Source organism: Paraburkholderia sp. BR10936 (assembly GCF_040965735.1).
GTDB lineage: Bacteria > Pseudomonadota > Gammaproteobacteria > Burkholderiales > Burkholderiaceae > Paraburkholderia > Paraburkholderia nodosa_A.
The window spans coordinates 603,599-619,951 of the sequence record NZ_JBFRCM010000001.1; the positions used below are offsets into that span (position 1 = coordinate 603,599).

Below are 16,353 nucleotides of genomic sequence, written 5' to 3' on the forward strand. Positions count from 1 at the left end.
ATTTGCCGCGCCCAACGAAGTTATCTTCACACTGTTATCAGCATTGCAGAGCGCAAATCGTGGATTGCTTTCGCGCCCTGCGCATAAGGCGCATTGCCATCTGCACGGCCTTGCGCCTTGCCCTCGTCAGGCGCTCACGTATTCTGCCGCGCCGCCACGTGCGCGTCGCGCAGCGTTACGGCACGCGTATCGAGCCGCGCCGCCGCCCATGTGAGCACGAGCGCCGCCACCGAGACGGCCGCAGCCACCCACGGCAGCGTGTCGAGCGCCACGCCGTGCGCAATGGCGAGCCCGCCCATCCACGCGCCCATTGCGTTACCCACGTTGAACGCGCCGATGTTCAACGTCGAGGCGAGATTCGGCGCCGCCGCGGCCTTCGCGACCACGCGCATCTGCAACGGCGGCACGGTCGCGAACGCGGCGATGCCCCACACGAAGACGGTGATCGCGGCCGGCCACATGGCGTGGCTCGTCTTCGTGAAGATGGCCATGACCACGGCGAGCACCACGAGAATGCCCATGAGCGAAGGCATCAGCGCGCGGTCCGCAAGCTTGCCGCCCAGTGTGTTGCCAAGCGTCAGGCCCACGCCGAACAGCACGAGCATCAGCGTCACGCCGCGCGGCGAGAAACCGCCCACCTGTTCGAGGATCGGCGCGATATACGTGAACACGACGAACACGCCGCCAAAGCCGAGTACCGTCATGCCGAGGGCGAGCCACACCTGCGGGTCGCGCAGCACGCGCACTTCGTGGCCGAGCCCGGCCGGGCCGCTGTCGTGATGGTTGGGCACCAGAGCCGTCACGCCGGCGAGCGAAATCACGCCAAAACCGCTCACGATCCAGAACGCCACGCGCCAGCCGAACTGCTGGCCAATGGCGGTGCCGAACGGCACGCCCAGCACGGTGGCGAGCGTGAGCCCCGTGAACATCAGCGCGATGGCGCTCGCGCGCTTTTCCTGCGGCACGAGCGAGGCGGCCACCACGGCGCCGATGCCGAAGAACGAGCCGTGCGCGAACGACGCGACGACGCGCGCGACCATCAAGAGCGAATAGTTCGACGCGACCGCGCACATCACGTTGCCGACGATGAACACGCCCATCAGCAGCTGCAGCGCGAGCTTGCGCGGCATGCGGCTCGTCAGCGCGGCGAGCAGCGGCGCGCCGGCCGCCACGCCGAGCGCATAGCCGGTCACGAGCAGACCCGCGGCGGGAATCGTCACGTGCAGATCGCGCGCCACATCGGGCAACAGGCCCATGATGAGGAACTCGGTGGTACCGATGGCAAAGGCGCTGATGGCCAGTGCGAGCAAGGGGATAGGCATCGAAATCTCCGAAAATCAGCCTGGATTCAAATGGGCTTCAGCGGCAACGCGCGGCCATCAAGCCGCCGCGCCAGCCGCCAGCGACGTCACGAACTCGACGACGACACCGGGCGCGAGCGCAACGAACAACTGCACTTCCTCGCTCGCGGGCACCTCCGCCAGCTGGTACGGCACGCGGCGCGCGGCCAGCCGTTCGACGAGTGCGCGCCATTCAACACCGGGGGCCACGCGAAACGCCACGTGGTCGATGCGCGGCGCCACGAGCGCAGACGATCCGCCTGGCAACCGGGCGGGCTCGGTCGCCTCGACCAGATGGATGACCGGGCGGCCGTTCGCGTAGAGCCAGTGGCCGCCCACGCGAAACGGCGGACGGGTGCCGTCTTCGAGGCCGACGATGTCGCGAAAGAAGCGGCATGTGCCTTCGAGGTCGGGCGTGACGAGGGTGACGTGATCGAGGTGCATCGCGTGCGAGCCGAGGCCGTTGTCCTGAAAACACGCGCATTGTCGCGGCTACACTCGAATTTGATAATTGGCGTAGCATTTGAATCATTTTCAATTCATTTCTAATAATCGCGATGGACAACCTCGGCGACGTGCGCCTGTTCGTGGAGGCGGCACGCCTCGGCAGCCTTTCCGCGGCGGGCCGCAAGCTCGGCCTCACGCCCGCGGCGGCCAGTGCCCGGCTCGCGCGGCTCGAAGCGGAGTTGCGTGCGCGTCTGTTCGACCGCACCACCCGCCAGCTGCGCCTCACCGACGAAGGCCGCGTCTATCTCACCTGCAGCGAGCACGCGCTGCGCTCGCTCGACGACGCCAAAGCGGCCTTGCAGGAGGGCCAGAACGCGGTGCGCGGCAAGGTGCGCATATCGGCGACCTCGGATTTTGGCCGCAATCTGCTGATGACCTGGCTCGACGAGTTCCGCGCTCTTTATCCCGACGTGCGTTTCGCGCTGATGCTGACCGACTCGCTCTCGAATCTCGTGCTCGAAGACATCGATCTCGCGATCCGCTTCGGCACGCCGCAGGACAGCTCGCTCGTGGCGCGCTGGCTCGCGCCGAACCGCCGTGTGCTGTGCGCCTCGCCCGAGTACCTCGCGCGCTGCGGCGAACCGCGGGAGCCGAACGATCTGGCCCGTTTCGACTGCATCGTGATCGGCTCGGCGGCGGGGCCGGTGAACGAATGGCGCTTCACGCGCGGCAGCGGATCGCAGACGGAAACGCAGACCTATACGGTGCCGCTCGACGCCGCGCTCGAATCGACGGATGGCGAAGTGGCGCGCCAGTGGGCGCTGTGCGGCTACGGCCTCGCGGTGAAGTCGATCTGGGACGTCGCGGACGATCTGCGCGCCGGGCGGCTCAAGACCGTGATGCCCGAGTGGCGCTACCCCGACGCGCCGCTGCACGCGCTCTATCACCGCAACCGCTTTCTCGCGCCGCGCGTGCGGGCGCTGCTCGATTTCCTCACCGAGCGTTTCGCGCAGACTTCGGGCGAACTGGAGGCGCTCGTCCCCTGCACGGATCCGGCCGAAGCGACGCAGAGCCGCAGACGCAAACGGATATAATGTTGGATTGCGCAGAAAGCGATCCGCAGCCGCATACGCGTTGACCCATATTGCAAATATTGGCCAATGCGGCGGTGCCGGCAAAAAAGCGAAAAAGAAGTGAAAAGCAACGCGGATCGTCCCCAACGCATTGCCAGAAGCAGGATGCCAACGCCGGCCTCATAGCCGGTCTCCCCGCATCCCGATTCGGCCCTCATAAAACACCGTAGTCCTGACGTGCAGACCGTGCATCACGCGCGTGCATCAAGCGGACGACGCCCCCAGGTCAACCACTGCGAACGGCGAAACCCGATGACCAAGAAAGTTTATGTAAAGACCTTTGGCTGCCAGATGAACGAGTACGACTCCGACAAGATGGTCGACGTACTCGGCGCCGCCGAAGGTCTCGTGAAGACCGACACCCCCGAAGACGCGGACGTCATCCTCTTCAACACCTGCTCGGTGCGTGAAAAGGCGCAGGAGAAGGTCTTCTCCGACCTGGGCCGCGTGCGCGAGTTGAAGGAAGCGAACCCGAACCTGCTGATCGGCGTAGGCGGCTGTGTGGCGAGCCAGGAAGGCGCGGCGATCGTCGCGCGCGCGCCGTATGTGGACCTCGTGTTCGGCCCGCAAACGCTGCACCGCCTGCCGCAGATGATCGACGCGCGCCGCGCCTCGGGCCGCGCGCAGGTGGACATCAGCTTCCCCGAAATCGAGAAGTTCGACCATCTGCCGCCCGCGCGCGTAGAAGGCCCGAGCGCGTTCGTCTCGATCATGGAAGGCTGCTCGAAATACTGCAGCTACTGCGTCGTGCCCTACACGCGCGGCGAGGAAGTCTCGCGCCCGCTCGACGACGTGCTCACCGAAATTGCGGGCCTCGCCGACCAGGGCGTGCGTGAAGTCACGCTGCTCGGCCAGAACGTCAACGCCTATCGTGGCGCGCTCACGAATGGCGCGCACGACGTGGCCGACTTCGCGACGCTCATCGAATACGTCGCCGAAATCCCCGGCATCGAGCGCATCCGCTACACGACTTCGCACCCGAAGGAATTCACGCAGCGCCTGATCGACACCTACGCGAAGGTGCCCAAGCTCGTGAGCCACCTGCATCTGCCGGTTCAGCACGGCTCGGACCGCGTGCTCATGGCGATGAAGCGCGGCTACACCGTGCTCGAGTACAAGTCGATCATCCGCAAGCTGCGCGCGATCCGCCCGGACCTGTCGCTCTCCACGGACTTCATCGTCGGCTTCCCCGGCGAGACCGAAGAGGACTTCCAGAAGATGATGGCGCTCGTCGAGGAGATGAGCTACGACACGAGCTTCTCGTTCATCTACAGCCCGCGCCCGGGCACGCCCGCCGCGAATCTCGAAGACGACACGCCGCGCGAGGTGAAGCTCAAGCGCCTGCAGCACCTGCAGGCCACGATCGAAGAGAACGTGGCGCGCATCAGCCAGTCGATGGTCGGCAATGTCGAACGCATTCTCGTGGAAGGCCCTTCGCGCAAGGACCCGAGCGAACTCTCGGGCCGCACGCAGAACAACCGCGTGGTGAACTTCCCGGCGCCGCTCGCTTCGCACGCGCGCCTGATCGGCCAGATGATCGACGTGAAGATCAACCACGCCTACCCCCACTCGCTGCGCGGCGAACTCGTGCTCGCGCACGAAGACGCATCGACGCTCGCGCACTAATCGGCTCGGCGCACCCAGCCAGGAATTCAGGAGTTCAGAGACACCTTGAAGCCCAATCAGCAGCATCTGGAATTCACCGCGCCGCGCGACGACAACGCGCGGCTCGCCAACCTCTGCGGCCCGCTCGACGAAAACCTGCGGCAGATCGAGCAAGCGCTCGATGTGACGCTCGCGCGGCGCGGCCATCGCATCACGATTCGCGGGCGTGGCGCCAAGCTGGCGCTCGCGGCGCTCGAAAACTTCTACAACCAGGCGCGCGATCCGCTCTCCGTCGACGACATTCAGCTCGCGCTCGTCGAAGCCCGGCACCCTGCGAACTTCGGCAGCAACTCGGCGAACGATCCGCGTGGCAACGGCAGCGGCGGCATGCGCGGCAATGTGAATGGCGGCAATAGCGGCGGCAACGACGCTTCCGAGATCGACCCGCGTTTTCGCGGCGACCCCGATCATCCGTTCGACGAGCCCGCGAGCGAAGGCGTCGACGTCGAGGAACTGGGCCCGAAGCTCTACACGCGCCGTGCCGACCTGCGCGGCCGCACGCCTGCGCAGCGCGAATATCTGAAGCAGATCATCTCGCACGACGTGACGTTCGGCATCGGGCCCGCGGGCACCGGCAAGACCTATCTCGCCGTGGCCTGCGCCGTGGACGCGCTCGAGCGCGACCAGGTCAAGCGCATCGTGCTCACGCGTCCGGCCGTGGAGGCGGGCGAGCGTCTCGGCTTCCTGCCCGGCGATCTGTCGCAGAAGGTCGATCCGTATCTGCGTCCGCTCTACGACGCGCTTTACGATCTGCTTGGCTTCGACAAGACCGCGAAGATGTTCGAGCGCCAGATGATCGAAATCGCGCCGCTCGCCTACATGCGCGGGCGCACGCTCAATCACGCGTTCATCATTCTCGACGAGGCGCAGAACACCACGCCCGAGCAGATGAAGATGTTCCTCACGCGTATCGGCTTCGGCTCGAAGGCGGTCGTGACCGGCGACACCACGCAGATCGACTTGCCGCGCGGCCACAAGAGCGGCCTGATCGAAGCGCAGCATGTGCTCAAGGACGTGCGCGGCATCGCCGTCACGCACTTCACGAGTGCGGACGTCGTGCGCCATCCGCTCGTCGCGCGTATCGTCGAGGCGTATGACGCGCATTCGAAAAAGGACGAAGGCGTTGGCGACGCGCGCTAACGCCGCCGCCTGCGTCGCTTCATAGCTCGAGCCCCATGCCCCGCGCACCAAAACTCAAACTGACCGTGCAGTTCCCCGCCGCGAAGGCGTTCCCCGAGCACAAGGCCGCGCTGCCGCGCGCCACCGTGGCGGCGTGGCTCAAGGCCGCGCTCTTCGCGGACGCGGAACTGGCCGTGCGCTTCGTCGACGCCGAGGAAGGCCGCACGCTCAACCGCACCTATCGCGGCAAGGACTACGCGACCAACGTGCTCACCTTCGCGTACGCGGAGAGCGAGGACGACCCGGTCACGGGCGATCTGGTCCTGTGCTGCCCCGTGGTGGAAAAGGAAGCCGCCGAGCAGGGCAAGCCGCTCGCCGCGCACTACGCGCATCTGCTCGTGCATGGCGCGCTGCACGCGCAGGGTTACGATCACGAAGACGAGACCGAAGCCGAAGAGATGGAAGGCATCGAGACCGAGGTGCTCAACTCGCTAGGCTTTCCTGATCCGTACAAGTAAGCCCCCGCCATGAACGACAAACGCACGCCCGATTTCGCCGAACCCTCAGCACTGCCCGAGGCGGGCGATGCGAGCGTGCCCTGCACCGGGTATCCGCCGGCGCTCGGCGAGTCGCGGCTCCTGAGCGAAGACGAGTTGAGCGCCTCGCTCGACTGCACGCTAAAGGCGCAAGGCTGGGACGGCGCGAGCGACATCTGGCTGTTCGGCTATGGCTCGCTGATCTGGAACCCAGGGCTGCCCACCGTCGAGAACGTGCGTTCGCGCGTGCACGGCTACCATCGCGGGCTGTACCTGTGGTCGCGCGTGAACCGCGGCACGCCCGAGCAGCCCGGCCTCGTCCTCGCGCTCGACCGCGGCGGCTCATGTGCGGGCGTCGCGTTCCGCCTCGCCGCCGAGGGCGTGATGCCGCACCTCGAAGCGCTCTGGCGCCGCGAGATGCCGATGGGCTCGTACCGCCCCGCCTGGCTGCCCTGTGTGCTCGCAGACGGCCGCCGCGTCGACGCGCTCGCCTTCGTCATGCGCCGTGATGTGGCGACTTACACCGGCAAGCTTTCCGAAGCCACGGTGCGCACCGTGTTCGGCTGCGCGTCGGGGCGCTATGGCACAACACTCGACTACGTGCGCCGCACCGTCGATGCGCTGCGCGAGAGCGGCATGCGCGACCGCGCCCTGGAGCGGCTGCTCGCGCGCTGCGCTTGAGGTCGGCGTCACGGGTGACGTCACGGCGCGCCGCTTTTTCGTCCACCGGGCGGCCACGCCGCATCTGCGTTAGGATGGATCTGCCGGTGTGTGTCCAATGTGTGGCATTACACGGTCGCGCCATAGGCATGTTGTATCCTTAACCCTCCGCAACAGCGCGCCCTGCCCCCCGCGGCAAAGGGCGCACCACCATGAACGACTCTTATCCCAGTCGACGCCAGACCGACAAACCGCAGGAAAAGCGCTCGCTACTCGAGCGGCTGACCGACTTCATCTCGCCCGAGCCCGACTCTCGCAGCGAGCTTCTCGAAATCCTCCAGGACGCGCACGCGCGCAACCTGATCGACGCCGATTCGCTTTCGATGATCGAAGGCGTGTTCCAGGTGTCCGAGCTTTGCGCGCGCGACATCATGATCCCGCGCGCCCAGATGGACGCGATCAACATCGCCGACAGTCCTGACGAATTCATTCCGTACGTGCTGGAGAAAGCGCACTCGCGCTACCCCGTGTACGACGGCAACCGCGACAACGTGATCGGCGTGCTGCTCGCCAAAGACCTGTTGCGCTATTACGCCGAAGATGAATTCGACGTGCGCGGCATGCTGCGCCCGGCCGTGTTCATCCCCGAGTCCAAGCGCCTGAACGTGCTGCTGCACGACTTTCGCCAGAACCGCAATCACATCGCCATCGTCGTGGACGAATACGGCGGCGTGGCCGGTCTCATCACGATCGAGGACGTGCTGGAGCAGATCGTGGGCGACATCGAGGACGAGTACGACTTCGACGAGGAAAGCGGCAACATCATCGCCTCGCCCGACGGGCGGTTCCGCGTGCGCGCGCTCACCGAAATCGGGCAGTTCAACGAGGCGTTCGGCACCCATTACCCGGACGAAGAAGTCGATACGATCGGCGGCTTCGTCACGAATCACTTCGGGCACGTGCCGCATCGCGGGGAGAAGGTGCGCATCGACGACCTGATCTTCGAGGTGCTGCGCGCCGACGCACGTCAGGTTCACATGCTGCTGGTGCGGCGCGACCCGATGGCAGGACAGCGCGAAGCCGCGCTGCAGCCGCCGGGCACCTGAGCAAGCGCGAGCGCGCGGCCTACGCTTAGACGACGCCAGCCTTGCGGCTGGCGTTTTTGCTTCAGCCGCGCCTACGCTCCGATCCGTCCCCTGGAGGCCATCCCGGTACCGTCGCACGAAAGTGCTATCGTTGCGCTCGTCGCGCAATCCGCGCTCGCGCTTTTCAGCGCGCTTTCCATCGCATTCCACGCACCGCATGGCCGAACCGATCGATACCCGCACGCACACCGAGACGCGCGCGAGCGAAACCACCAACGGCGCCGCGCGCCGCGCGCTGCCCTTCTGGCACTATCTCGCCGCCGCCGCGCTGGGCGCGCTCAACACGCTGTCGTTCGCGCCCACGCCGCACGGCGGCTGGCTCGCCATTGCGATCTTTGCGCTGTTCTACTTCTGGCTCACGCGCACCACCGGCTGGAAGAGCGCGCTCTTCACGGGCTGGGCGTTCGGCTTCGGCAACTTCGTGAGCGGCGTGTGGTGGCTCTACGTGAGCATGCACTTCTACGGCGGCATGCCCGCGGTGCTCGCGGGCGCCGCGCTCGTGCTGTTCTCGCTTTACCTCGGTCTGTATCCGGCGCTCGCCTCGCTCGTCTGGTCGTTTTGCGCGGGGCATGCGAAGAACGGCCGCAGCGGCGAGTTGCCGTTCTCGCCCACCTGGCACGGCGCCTTTGCATTCGCGAGTGCGTGGGCGCTCGGCGAATGGGCGCGCGGCTATGTGTTCACCGGTTTTCCCTGGCTTTCCAGCGGCTACGCGCAAGTGGACGGTCCACTCGCCGGTTTTGCGCCGATCGTGGGCGTATTTGGCGTGGGCTGGGTGCTCGCGCTCGTCGCGGCGCTCATCGCGCAGGCGGTTTTGCGTGCGAGCGACGTAAAAGGCCAAGGCGGCACGTCGCCCCGGCGCGGCGCGGTGGCGACGCCGGCGCTGCTTGCACTCGCCGTGATCGCCGCCGGCCTGCTGCTCTCGCTCGTTTCGTGGACGCAACCCTCCGGCACGCCGCTCAACGTGCGGCTGCTGCAAGGCAACGTCAAGCAGGACATGAAGTTCTCCGAGCAGGGCACGATCGACGCCCTCAACGAATTCCAGAAGTTGATTACCGAAAAGGCCGCCGATCTCGTCGTCACGCCCGAAACTGCGGTGCCGGTGCTCGTGCAGGAAATTCCCCAGAAGTTCGGCCGCGATGTTCGCGCCTTCGCCGACGGCACCAACACGGCCATCCTGTTCGGCGCCGTGGGCGGCACGATCACGTCCGACGGGCGCGTGATCGACTACACCAACAGCCTCTTCGGCATCACGCCGGGCCAAAACGGCCTCTATCGCTACGACAAACATCACCTCGTGCCCTTCGGCGAATTCGTGCCCTGGGGCTTCCGCTGGTTCGTCAATCTCATGAACATCCCGCTCGGCGACTTCGCGCGCGGGGCGCCCGTGCAGCCGCCCTTCCATGTGCACGGTGAGCTCGTGGCCGTGAACATCTGCTACGAGGACATCTTCGGCGAGGAGATCGCGCGCACCGTGCGCGAGAGCCCGACCTCGCCGGGCATCCTGATCAATTCGACGAACCTGGCGTGGTTCGGCGACACCATCGCGCTCGACCAGCACCTGCAGATCGCGCGCATGCGTTCGCTCGAAACCGGCCGCCCGATGCTGCGCGCGACCAACACGGGCGCCACCGCCGCCATCGACGCAAAAGGCCGCGTGATCGCACGCCTGCCGACGTTCACGGTCGGTTCGCTCGACGTGAAGGTTGAAGGCACGAGCGGCTTCACGCCTTACGTGACGAGCGGCAACAACACGGTGATCGCCATTTCGTTGCTGCTGCTGGCGCTCGGCTTTGCGTTCGGACCGGCTTTCAAGGGCGCGAAGGAACGCAAGCCGACCAACGGAAAATAAGCCGCGCAAAGCACACGAAACCTCGCGCTGAAGACGCAACCACACCGCTGCCGGCCGCCCGAACCCCGTCCAGGTCTCAAGGCTCCGGCAATCCGGTAAAATTCAACGTTTTAGCACCTGGCCGCCTCCCGGCCCGGGCCACGCAAGGGGAAGGGGCAAAGCGGAACATCGCCGCCCCGCCGGCGCGCTCGCCTGGCTCCGGCCGCCGCATTCCGCCCCCGAAAGCCCGAAAGACACTGCAGGCACACATGCTCACGTTTCAGCAAATCATCCTGACGCTCCAGTCTTACTGGGACAAGCAGGGCTGCGCACTGCTCCAGCCGATCGACATGGAAGTCGGCGCCGGCACCTCGCACGTCCACACCTTCCTGCGCGCAATCGGCCCCGAGCCGTGGCGCGCGGCCTATGTGCAGCCCTCGCGCCGCCCGAAGGACGGCCGCTACGGCGAGAACCCGAACCGTCTGCAGCATTACTACCAGTACCAGGTGGTGCTCAAGCCCGCGCCGGAGAACATTCTCGACCTGTACCTCGGCTCGCTCGAGGCGCTCGGCTTCGACCTGAAGCAGAACGACGTGCGCTTCGTCGAAGACGACTGGGAGAACCCCACGCTCGGCGCCTGGGGCCTCGGCTGGGAAGTGTGGCTCAACGGCATGGAAGTCACGCAGTTCACCTACTTCCAGCAGGTGGGCGGCATCGACTGCAAGCCGGTGCTCGGCGAAATCACCTACGGTCTCGAGCGTCTCGCGATGTATCTGCAGAAGGTCGAGAACGTCTACGACCTCGTCTGGACCGAGTGGGAAGAGCCGGGCCCGAACGGCCCGGAAATGCGCCGCCTCACGTATGGCGACGTCTACCACCAGAACGAAGTCGAGCAATCGACCTACAACTTCGAGCACGCGAACGTCGACCTGCTGTTCACGTTCTTCAACGCGTACGAAAGCGAAGCGAAGCGCATGATCGATCTGCAGCTCGCGCTGCCCGCGTACGAACTCGTGCTCAAGGCCGGCCACACGTTCAACCTGCTCGACGCGCGCGGCGCGATCTCCGTGACGGAGCGCGCAGCGTACATCGGCCGCATTCGCGCGCTGTCGCGCAGCGTGGCGCAGTCGTACTACGAGTCGCGCGAGAAGCTCGGCTTCCCGATGCTCGGCAACCCCGTGCACGGCGTGCCAGGCCTGACCACCGACGAACAGGACGCCGCGATGCCCGCCTGGGCGCCGCCGCTGAAGGTCGAACGCAAGTTCGACGAGGCATGACCGGATCTCAAGAACAATGACGCAAGCTCATCACGCCACTCTCCTCGTCGAACTGCTGACCGAGGAACTGCCGCCGAAGGCCCTCGCGCGCCTGGGCGACGCGTTCGCCGAAGGCATCGCGCAGCGCCTCGCCGCGCGCGACCTGATCGAAGGCGATCTCTCGTTCGAACGTTACGCGACGCCGCGCCGCCTCGCCGTCACGATCAGGAACGTGCGCAGCGTCGCGCCCGAAAAGCAGGTGCGCGAAAAAGTGCTGCCCGTTTCGGTCGCCCTCGACGCCAACGGCCAGCCCACCGCGCCGCTCGCGAAGAAGCTCGCGGCGCTCGGCTTCCCCGATTTCCCCGTGAGCGACCTCGAACGCGCGAGCGACGGCAAGAACGAAGCGTTCTTCCTGCGCTACTCGGCGCCGGGCGCCATGCTCGCCGACGGGCTTCAGGCCGTGCTCGACGAAGCGCTCGGCAAGCTGCCGATCCCGAAGGTCATGACCTACCAGCGCCCGGACGGCAGCAACGTGCAGTTCGTGCGTCCGGTACATCGCCTCACGGTGCTGCACGGCGACCAGATCGTGCCGGTCACGGCATTCGGCGTCGACGCCGACGACACCACGCGCGGCCACCGCTTCCTATCCGAAGGCCTGATCGCCATCCAGCACGCCGACGAGTACGCGCACACGCTCCAGCACAAGGGCTTCGTGATCGCGAGCTACGCCGACCGCCGCGAGTCGATCCGCGCGCAACTGATCGAACAGGCTGGCAGCGACAGGGTCGTCATGCCCGAGTCGCTGCTCGACGAAGTGAATTCGCTCGTCGAATGGCCGGTCGTCTACGCGTGCAAGTTCGAGGACGAATTCCTGCAAGTGCCGCAGGAATGCCTGATCCTCACGATGCAGACGAACCAGAAGTACTTCGCGCTCACCGACGACCAGGGCCGGCTGCGCTCGCGCTTCCTGATCGTCTCGAACATCGCGACACAAGCGCCCGACGAGATCGTCGAGGGCAACGAGCGCGTGGTGCGCCCGCGTCTGGCCGACGCGAAGTTCTTCTTCGAGCAGGACAAGAAGAAGCCGCTGGCCGACCGTGTGCCGCTGCTCGCGAACGTGGTGTATCACAACAAGCTCGGCTCGCAGCTGCAACGCGTGGAGCGCCTCGAAGCGCTCGCCGGTCGAATCGCCCTGATGTGCAGCGCCGATATCGCGCTCGCGGAACGCGGCGCGCGCCTCGCGAAGGCCGACCTGCTGACCGACATGGTGGGCGAGTTCCCCGAGCTGCAAGGCACGATGGGCACCTACTACGCGCGCCACGACGGCGAGCCCGAAGAAGTGGCGATCGCCTGCTCCGAGCACTACCAGCCGCGCTTCTCCGGCGACGCCCTGCCCGCCACCGTGACGGGCACGATCGTCGCGCTCGCGGACAAGCTGGAAACGCTCGTCGGGATCTGGGGCATCGGCCTCGCGCCCACGGGCGAAAAGGATCCGTTCGCGCTGCGCCGTCACGCGCTGGGCGTGCTGCGTATTCTCGTCGAAAAGCAGCTGCCGCTCGACCTCGTCGAGCTGCTGCGCGCTACCTCCGCGCAATTTGCCGGCATCGAGGCCGTGACGGAGTCGACCCAGGCCATCTACGAGTTCTGCATGGACCGCCTGCGCGGCATGCTGCGCGAACGCGGCTTCGCGGCCACCGAAGTGGACGCGGTACTCGCACTGAACCCCACGCGCTTCGACGACATCGTCTCGCGTCTGGACGCAGTGCGCGAATTCGCAGCGCTCGCGGAAGCGGCCTCGCTCGCGGCGGCCAACAAGCGCATCTCGAACATCCTCAAGAAGTCCGAGGGTGCGCAAGACGCCGACGTGCAGATCGCCCTTTTCGTCGAATCCGCCGAGAAGGCGCTCTTCGCGCAGCTCGAACAGGTCGCGCCGCGCGTGGAAACGCAACTCGCCGCACGCGAGTACACGGGCGCGCTCACCGCGCTCGCGGCGCTGCGCGAAACCGTGGACACGTTCTTCAACGACGTGATGGTCAACGCCGAAGACCCGGCGCTGCGTGCGAACCGTCTCGCGCTGCTCAAGGCGCTGCATCGCCAGATGAACAGCGTCGCGGACATCTCGCGACTCGCTGCATAAGCGCAAAGAAGCGGAAACAAGCGGAAACAAGGGGAACTGAGCGAAACGCCATGCCGACCAGCACCACCAGAAAACTCGTGATCCTCGACCGCGACGGCGTGATCAACGTCGACTCCGACGCGTTCATCAAGTCGCCGGACGAATGGGTCGCGATACCCGGCAGCCTCGAAGCGATCGCACGCCTGAACCAGGCGGGCTATCGCGTCGCGGTGGCGTCGAACCAGTCGGGCATCGGGCGCGGACTATTCGACATGGCCGCGCTCAACGCCATGCACGCGAAGATGCACCGCCAGGCGGCAGCCGTGGGCGGCCGCATCGACGCCGTGTTCTTCTGCCCGCACACGGCGCAGGACCACTGCGAGTGCCGCAAGCCGCAACCGGGCCTGCTCAAGATGATTGCGGAACGCTTCGAGATCGATCCGGCCGGTACCCCGGTGGTAGGCGACTCGCTGCGCGATCTGCAGGCAGGCGCGGCGCTCGGCTTTCGTACGCACCTCGTGCGTTCGGGCAAGGGCGAGAAAACGCTCGCCGCCGGCGGCTTGCCCGAAGGCACGCTGATCCACGACGACCTGCGCGCTTTCGCGCTCGACTTTCTCGCGAACGTCACTGCGTAGAGGCGCAGGCGGCTTACGCGAACTTTAAACCGGCTCGACCGATGCGCTTTCTCCGCTCCCTGCTGCTGTTCATCTATTTCATCGTCTACACGATGCCGTACGCCACGGCGTGCTTTATCGCGTTCCCATTCTTGAACGCGACGCGGCGCTACTGGATGGCCGTGGGCTGGTGCCGCTCCACGCTGTTCGTTGCGCGCCACCTCTGTGGCATTCGCTACCGCATCGAGGGCATGGAGAACCTGCCCGACGGGCCGGCTGTGCTGCTTTCGAAGCACCAGTCCGCATGGGAGACGCTGGCGTTCCCCGCGCTCATGCCGCGGCCCATGTGCTACGTGTTCAAGCGCGAGCTGCTGTTCGTGCCGTTCTTCGGCTGGGCGCTGGGCATGCTGAAGATGGTTCACATCAACCGCAAGGAAGGCAAGAACGCATTCACCTCGGTGATCCGCCAGGGCAAGCAGCGCATGGCCGAAGGCGCTTGGGTGATCATGTTCCCCGAAGGCACGCGCATCCCGGTGGGCAAGACAGGCAAGTACAAGACCGGCGGCCCGCGCTTCGCCATCGAAACGGGCGCGCCCGTGGTGCCGATCGCGCACAACGCGGGCCACGTCTGGCCCCGAAACTCGTTCATCAAATATCCGGGTATAGTCACGGTGTCGATCGGCAAGCCGATCGAGACGACCGGACTCACGCCCGACGAAGTGAACACGCGCGTGCAAACGTGGATCGAAACGGAAATGCGGCGGATCGATCCTGAGGCTTATCGCGGAACGGATGGCGCAGCGGCGAAGGCGGCACGGATTTGAGGCACAGAGCGGGCTCGCTCACGCCGCGCGAAGCGTGGTGGCGCGGATGTGGGCGCTGCTCGCTGCACGGCTGGGCGCGCCGCGCAACACTGCGCCAGAAGCTCCGCGCAAACGCCCCGCGAACGGCACACGTCCACGCCGCGCACGCCCATCCGCACCAGGCCTGACGATGCAGAAGTCCCCCGCGCCGCGCCCAACCGCGGCACTCGACAACCGGCAACTCGACTTGCCGCTCTTTGCTGAACCGGCGCCTGTCGTGGCGCCCGATGCATCCTCTCCCTCCCTCACACCGCAGCGCGGGACTCCGCCCTCGCCTGAAAAGCCCGGCAAGGCACCGCTTGCACCCGATGGCACGCGGCTGCGTTCTGTCGCGCTTGGCGCGCGTACGCTGCATTACCGGCTCAAGCGCTCGTCGCGCAAATCGATCGGGTTCGTGATCGACGGCACCGGGCTCAGCATCACGGCGCCCAGGTGGGTCGCGATCGCCGATATCGAGACCGCTATCGCCGAGAAGCAGCGGTGGATCTTCGCCAAGCTCGCCGAATGGCAGACGCGCACGGAGCAGCGCGCCTTGCCGCGCGTGGAATGGAGCGATGGGGCCGAGCTGCCTTATCTTGGCAAGCCGATAACGGTGAAGCTCGGGGCTTCCTTGCTCGCGTTCGATCAGGAGACGCGCGTGCTTGCGTTGCCGCTGCCGCCGCATGCCGACGCGCAGCAGATCAAGGACCGCGTGACGGGGTGGCTGCAGGGCGAAGCGACGCGGATTTTCGGTGAGCGGCTCGAGGTGTATGCCGAGAAGCTCGGCGTCTCGTTTCGGTCTTACGCGCTTTCTTCGGCAGCGACGCGATGGGGCAGCTGTTCAAGCGAAGGGAGAATTCGCCTGAACTGGCGGCTGATTCATTTTCCGCTCTCCGTCGTGGACTATGTGGTCGCGCATGAGCTCGCGCATTTGCGCGAGATGAACCATAGTCCAAGGTTCTGGCAGACGGTGGAGTCGATTTTTCCGGAGTTTCGCGAGGCGAGAAAGCAGCTTAAGCAGCATCCGCCGGAGATGGTGCCGGGGATGTGATATCCCCATTGCGAGTTCGCGAATTCCAGCTGAAATTCAATTCATTCGCAGTTCGAAACAATTCACCGAAGAAACAGGCTGGATTGCCAGCCTGTACTACCAACGCCCTTACTTCTTGCGCTGAATGAACTCGATCTTGTATCCGTCCGGATCGGTCACGAACGCGATCACCGTGCTCCCGTGCTTCATCGGGCCGGCTTCGCGCACCACCGTCCCGCCCTGTTCCTTGATCTTCGCGCAGGCGGCGTAGGCATCCTCCACCTCGACCGCCAGATGGCCGAAGCCCGTTCCAGGATCGTACGAAGCCGTATCCCAGTTATGCGTCAGTTCGATCACGGTGCCGTCGCGCTCGTCCGTGTACCCGACGAAGGCCAGCGTGAACTTGCCATCGGGGTAGTCTTCGCGGCGCAGCAGTTTCATGCCGAGCAGTTCGGTATAGAACTTGATCGAGCGATCGAGGTCGCCGACCCGGATCATCGTGTGCAGCAGGCGCATGGTGTACTCCGTTTTGCCGTCGTCAAAAAACGGACTGTACCAAAAACGGGCCAGCCCTGCCGGCGCCGGCAAGATACGCCGATTTGCTCTAGCATGGACGCCATCG

The 16,353-nt window shown here is 65.8% G+C and carries 15 protein-coding genes; 12 read left to right on the forward strand and 3 right to left on the reverse strand.

The window, feature by feature from the left end; genetic code table 11:
- Positions 1 to 134: 134 nt before the first annotated feature.
- Together AB4Y36_RS02855 and AB4Y36_RS02860 are read right to left on the reverse strand one after the other, a co-directional pair.
- Entirely contained in the window at positions 135 to 1,322 is a 1,188-nt protein-coding gene (locus tag AB4Y36_RS02855; RefSeq protein WP_368682236.1) for an MFS transporter, read from the reverse strand.
- A 57-nt stretch (positions 1,323 to 1,379) separates the two neighbouring features.
- Positions 1,380 to 1,784: a VOC family protein gene (locus AB4Y36_RS02860; protein WP_342948431.1), complete on the reverse strand. Its 405-nt coding sequence runs from the start codon at positions 1,782 to 1,784 to the stop codon at positions 1,380 to 1,382.
- Positions 1,785 to 1,897: 113 nt separating this feature from the next.
- Between AB4Y36_RS02860 and AB4Y36_RS02865 the strand changes: the two genes are divergently transcribed.
- From AB4Y36_RS02865 to AB4Y36_RS02920, 12 genes are all read left to right on the forward strand, one after another.
- On the forward strand, positions 1,898 to 2,881 hold the full coding sequence (locus AB4Y36_RS02865; protein ID WP_368605561.1) for a LysR family transcriptional regulator: 984 nt from the start codon (positions 1,898 to 1,900) through the stop codon (positions 2,879 to 2,881).
- A 291-nt stretch (positions 2,882 to 3,172) separates the two neighbouring features.
- Complete coding sequence (gene miaB, locus AB4Y36_RS02870) at positions 3,173 to 4,546, forward strand: tRNA (N6-isopentenyl adenosine(37)-C2)-methylthiotransferase MiaB (protein ID WP_342948429.1); 1,374 nt, start codon at positions 3,173 to 3,175, stop codon at positions 4,544 to 4,546.
- A 45-nt stretch (positions 4,547 to 4,591) separates the two neighbouring features.
- Entirely contained in the window at positions 4,592 to 5,725 is a 1,134-nt protein-coding gene (locus tag AB4Y36_RS02875; RefSeq protein WP_368615894.1) for a PhoH family protein, read from the forward strand.
- A 35-nt stretch (positions 5,726 to 5,760) separates the two neighbouring features.
- Entirely contained in the window at positions 5,761 to 6,222 is a 462-nt protein-coding gene (gene ybeY, locus AB4Y36_RS02880) for an rRNA maturation RNase YbeY (protein ID WP_368682237.1), read from the forward strand.
- Positions 6,223 to 6,231: 9 nt separating this feature from the next.
- Positions 6,232 to 6,921 carry a gamma-glutamylcyclotransferase gene (locus AB4Y36_RS02885; RefSeq protein WP_368682238.1) on the forward strand — a complete coding sequence of 230 codons (690 nt, stop codon included), beginning with the start codon at positions 6,232 to 6,234 and terminating at the stop codon, positions 6,919 to 6,921.
- Positions 6,922 to 7,112: 191 nt separating this feature from the next.
- Positions 7,113 to 8,006: an HlyC/CorC family transporter gene (locus AB4Y36_RS02890; protein WP_368682239.1), complete on the forward strand. Its 894-nt coding sequence runs from the start codon at positions 7,113 to 7,115 to the stop codon at positions 8,004 to 8,006.
- Between the two features lie 196 nt (positions 8,007 to 8,202).
- Positions 8,203 to 9,894: an apolipoprotein N-acyltransferase gene (lnt, locus tag AB4Y36_RS02895; RefSeq protein ID WP_368682240.1), complete on the forward strand. Its 1,692-nt coding sequence runs from the start codon at positions 8,203 to 8,205 to the stop codon at positions 9,892 to 9,894.
- A 248-nt stretch (positions 9,895 to 10,142) separates the two neighbouring features.
- Positions 10,143 to 11,150 carry a glycine--tRNA ligase subunit alpha gene (gene glyQ / locus AB4Y36_RS02900; protein WP_083245137.1) on the forward strand — a complete coding sequence of 336 codons (1,008 nt, stop codon included), beginning with the start codon at positions 10,143 to 10,145 and terminating at the stop codon, positions 11,148 to 11,150.
- A gap of 16 nt (positions 11,151 to 11,166) precedes the next feature.
- Positions 11,167 to 13,266 carry a glycine--tRNA ligase subunit beta gene (gene glyS, locus AB4Y36_RS02905; RefSeq protein ID WP_368682241.1) on the forward strand — a complete coding sequence of 700 codons (2,100 nt, stop codon included), beginning with the start codon at positions 11,167 to 11,169 and terminating at the stop codon, positions 13,264 to 13,266.
- 50 nt (positions 13,267 to 13,316) lie between these two features.
- Positions 13,317 to 13,880 (forward strand): D-glycero-beta-D-manno-heptose 1,7-bisphosphate 7-phosphatase, encoded by a 564-nt coding sequence (gene gmhB, locus AB4Y36_RS02910; RefSeq protein ID WP_069262888.1) that lies wholly within the window; start codon positions 13,317 to 13,319, stop codon positions 13,878 to 13,880.
- Positions 13,881 to 13,921: 41 nt separating this feature from the next.
- Positions 13,922 to 14,683: a 1-acyl-sn-glycerol-3-phosphate acyltransferase gene (locus AB4Y36_RS02915; protein ID WP_069262889.1), complete on the forward strand. Its 762-nt coding sequence runs from the start codon at positions 13,922 to 13,924 to the stop codon at positions 14,681 to 14,683.
- A 169-nt stretch (positions 14,684 to 14,852) separates the two neighbouring features.
- Complete coding sequence (locus tag AB4Y36_RS02920; RefSeq protein ID WP_069262971.1) at positions 14,853 to 15,752, forward strand: M48 family metallopeptidase; 900 nt, start codon at positions 14,853 to 14,855, stop codon at positions 15,750 to 15,752.
- 108 nt (positions 15,753 to 15,860) lie between these two features.
- Here AB4Y36_RS02920 and gloA read toward each other — a convergent pair whose 3' ends face one another.
- Positions 15,861 to 16,247 (reverse strand): lactoylglutathione lyase, encoded by a 387-nt coding sequence (gene gloA, locus AB4Y36_RS02925; protein WP_342948422.1) that lies wholly within the window; start codon positions 16,245 to 16,247, stop codon positions 15,861 to 15,863.
- Between the last annotated feature and the right edge of the window lie 106 nt (positions 16,248 to 16,353).

Coding starts and splice junctions, on each gene's coding strand:
- AB4Y36_RS02855 (WP_368682236.1), bottom strand. CDS start 1,322: ATGCCTATCCCCTTGCTCGCACTGGCCATCAGCGCCTTTGCCATCGGT.
- AB4Y36_RS02860 (WP_342948431.1), bottom strand. CDS start 1,784: ATGCACCTCGATCACGTCACCCTCGTCACGCCCGACCTCGAAGGCACA.
- AB4Y36_RS02865 (WP_368605561.1), top strand. CDS start 1,898: ATGGACAACCTCGGCGACGTGCGCCTGTTCGTGGAGGCGGCACGCCTC.
- miaB (WP_342948429.1), top strand. CDS start 3,173: ATGACCAAGAAAGTTTATGTAAAGACCTTTGGCTGCCAGATGAACGAG.
- ybeY (WP_368682237.1), top strand. CDS start 5,761: ATGCCCCGCGCACCAAAACTCAAACTGACCGTGCAGTTCCCCGCCGCG.
- AB4Y36_RS02885 (WP_368682238.1), top strand. CDS start 6,232: ATGAACGACAAACGCACGCCCGATTTCGCCGAACCCTCAGCACTGCCC.
- AB4Y36_RS02890 (WP_368682239.1), top strand. CDS start 7,113: ATGAACGACTCTTATCCCAGTCGACGCCAGACCGACAAACCGCAGGAA.
- lnt (WP_368682240.1), top strand. CDS start 8,203: ATGGCCGAACCGATCGATACCCGCACGCACACCGAGACGCGCGCGAGC.
- glyQ (WP_083245137.1), top strand. CDS start 10,143: ATGCTCACGTTTCAGCAAATCATCCTGACGCTCCAGTCTTACTGGGAC.
- glyS (WP_368682241.1), top strand. CDS start 11,167: ATGACGCAAGCTCATCACGCCACTCTCCTCGTCGAACTGCTGACCGAG.
- gmhB (WP_069262888.1), top strand. CDS start 13,317: ATGCCGACCAGCACCACCAGAAAACTCGTGATCCTCGACCGCGACGGC.
- AB4Y36_RS02915 (WP_069262889.1), top strand. CDS start 13,922: ATGCGCTTTCTCCGCTCCCTGCTGCTGTTCATCTATTTCATCGTCTAC.
- AB4Y36_RS02920 (WP_069262971.1), top strand. CDS start 14,853: ATGCAGAAGTCCCCCGCGCCGCGCCCAACCGCGGCACTCGACAACCGG.
- gloA (WP_342948422.1), bottom strand. CDS start 16,247: ATGCGCCTGCTGCACACGATGATCCGGGTCGGCGACCTCGATCGCTCG.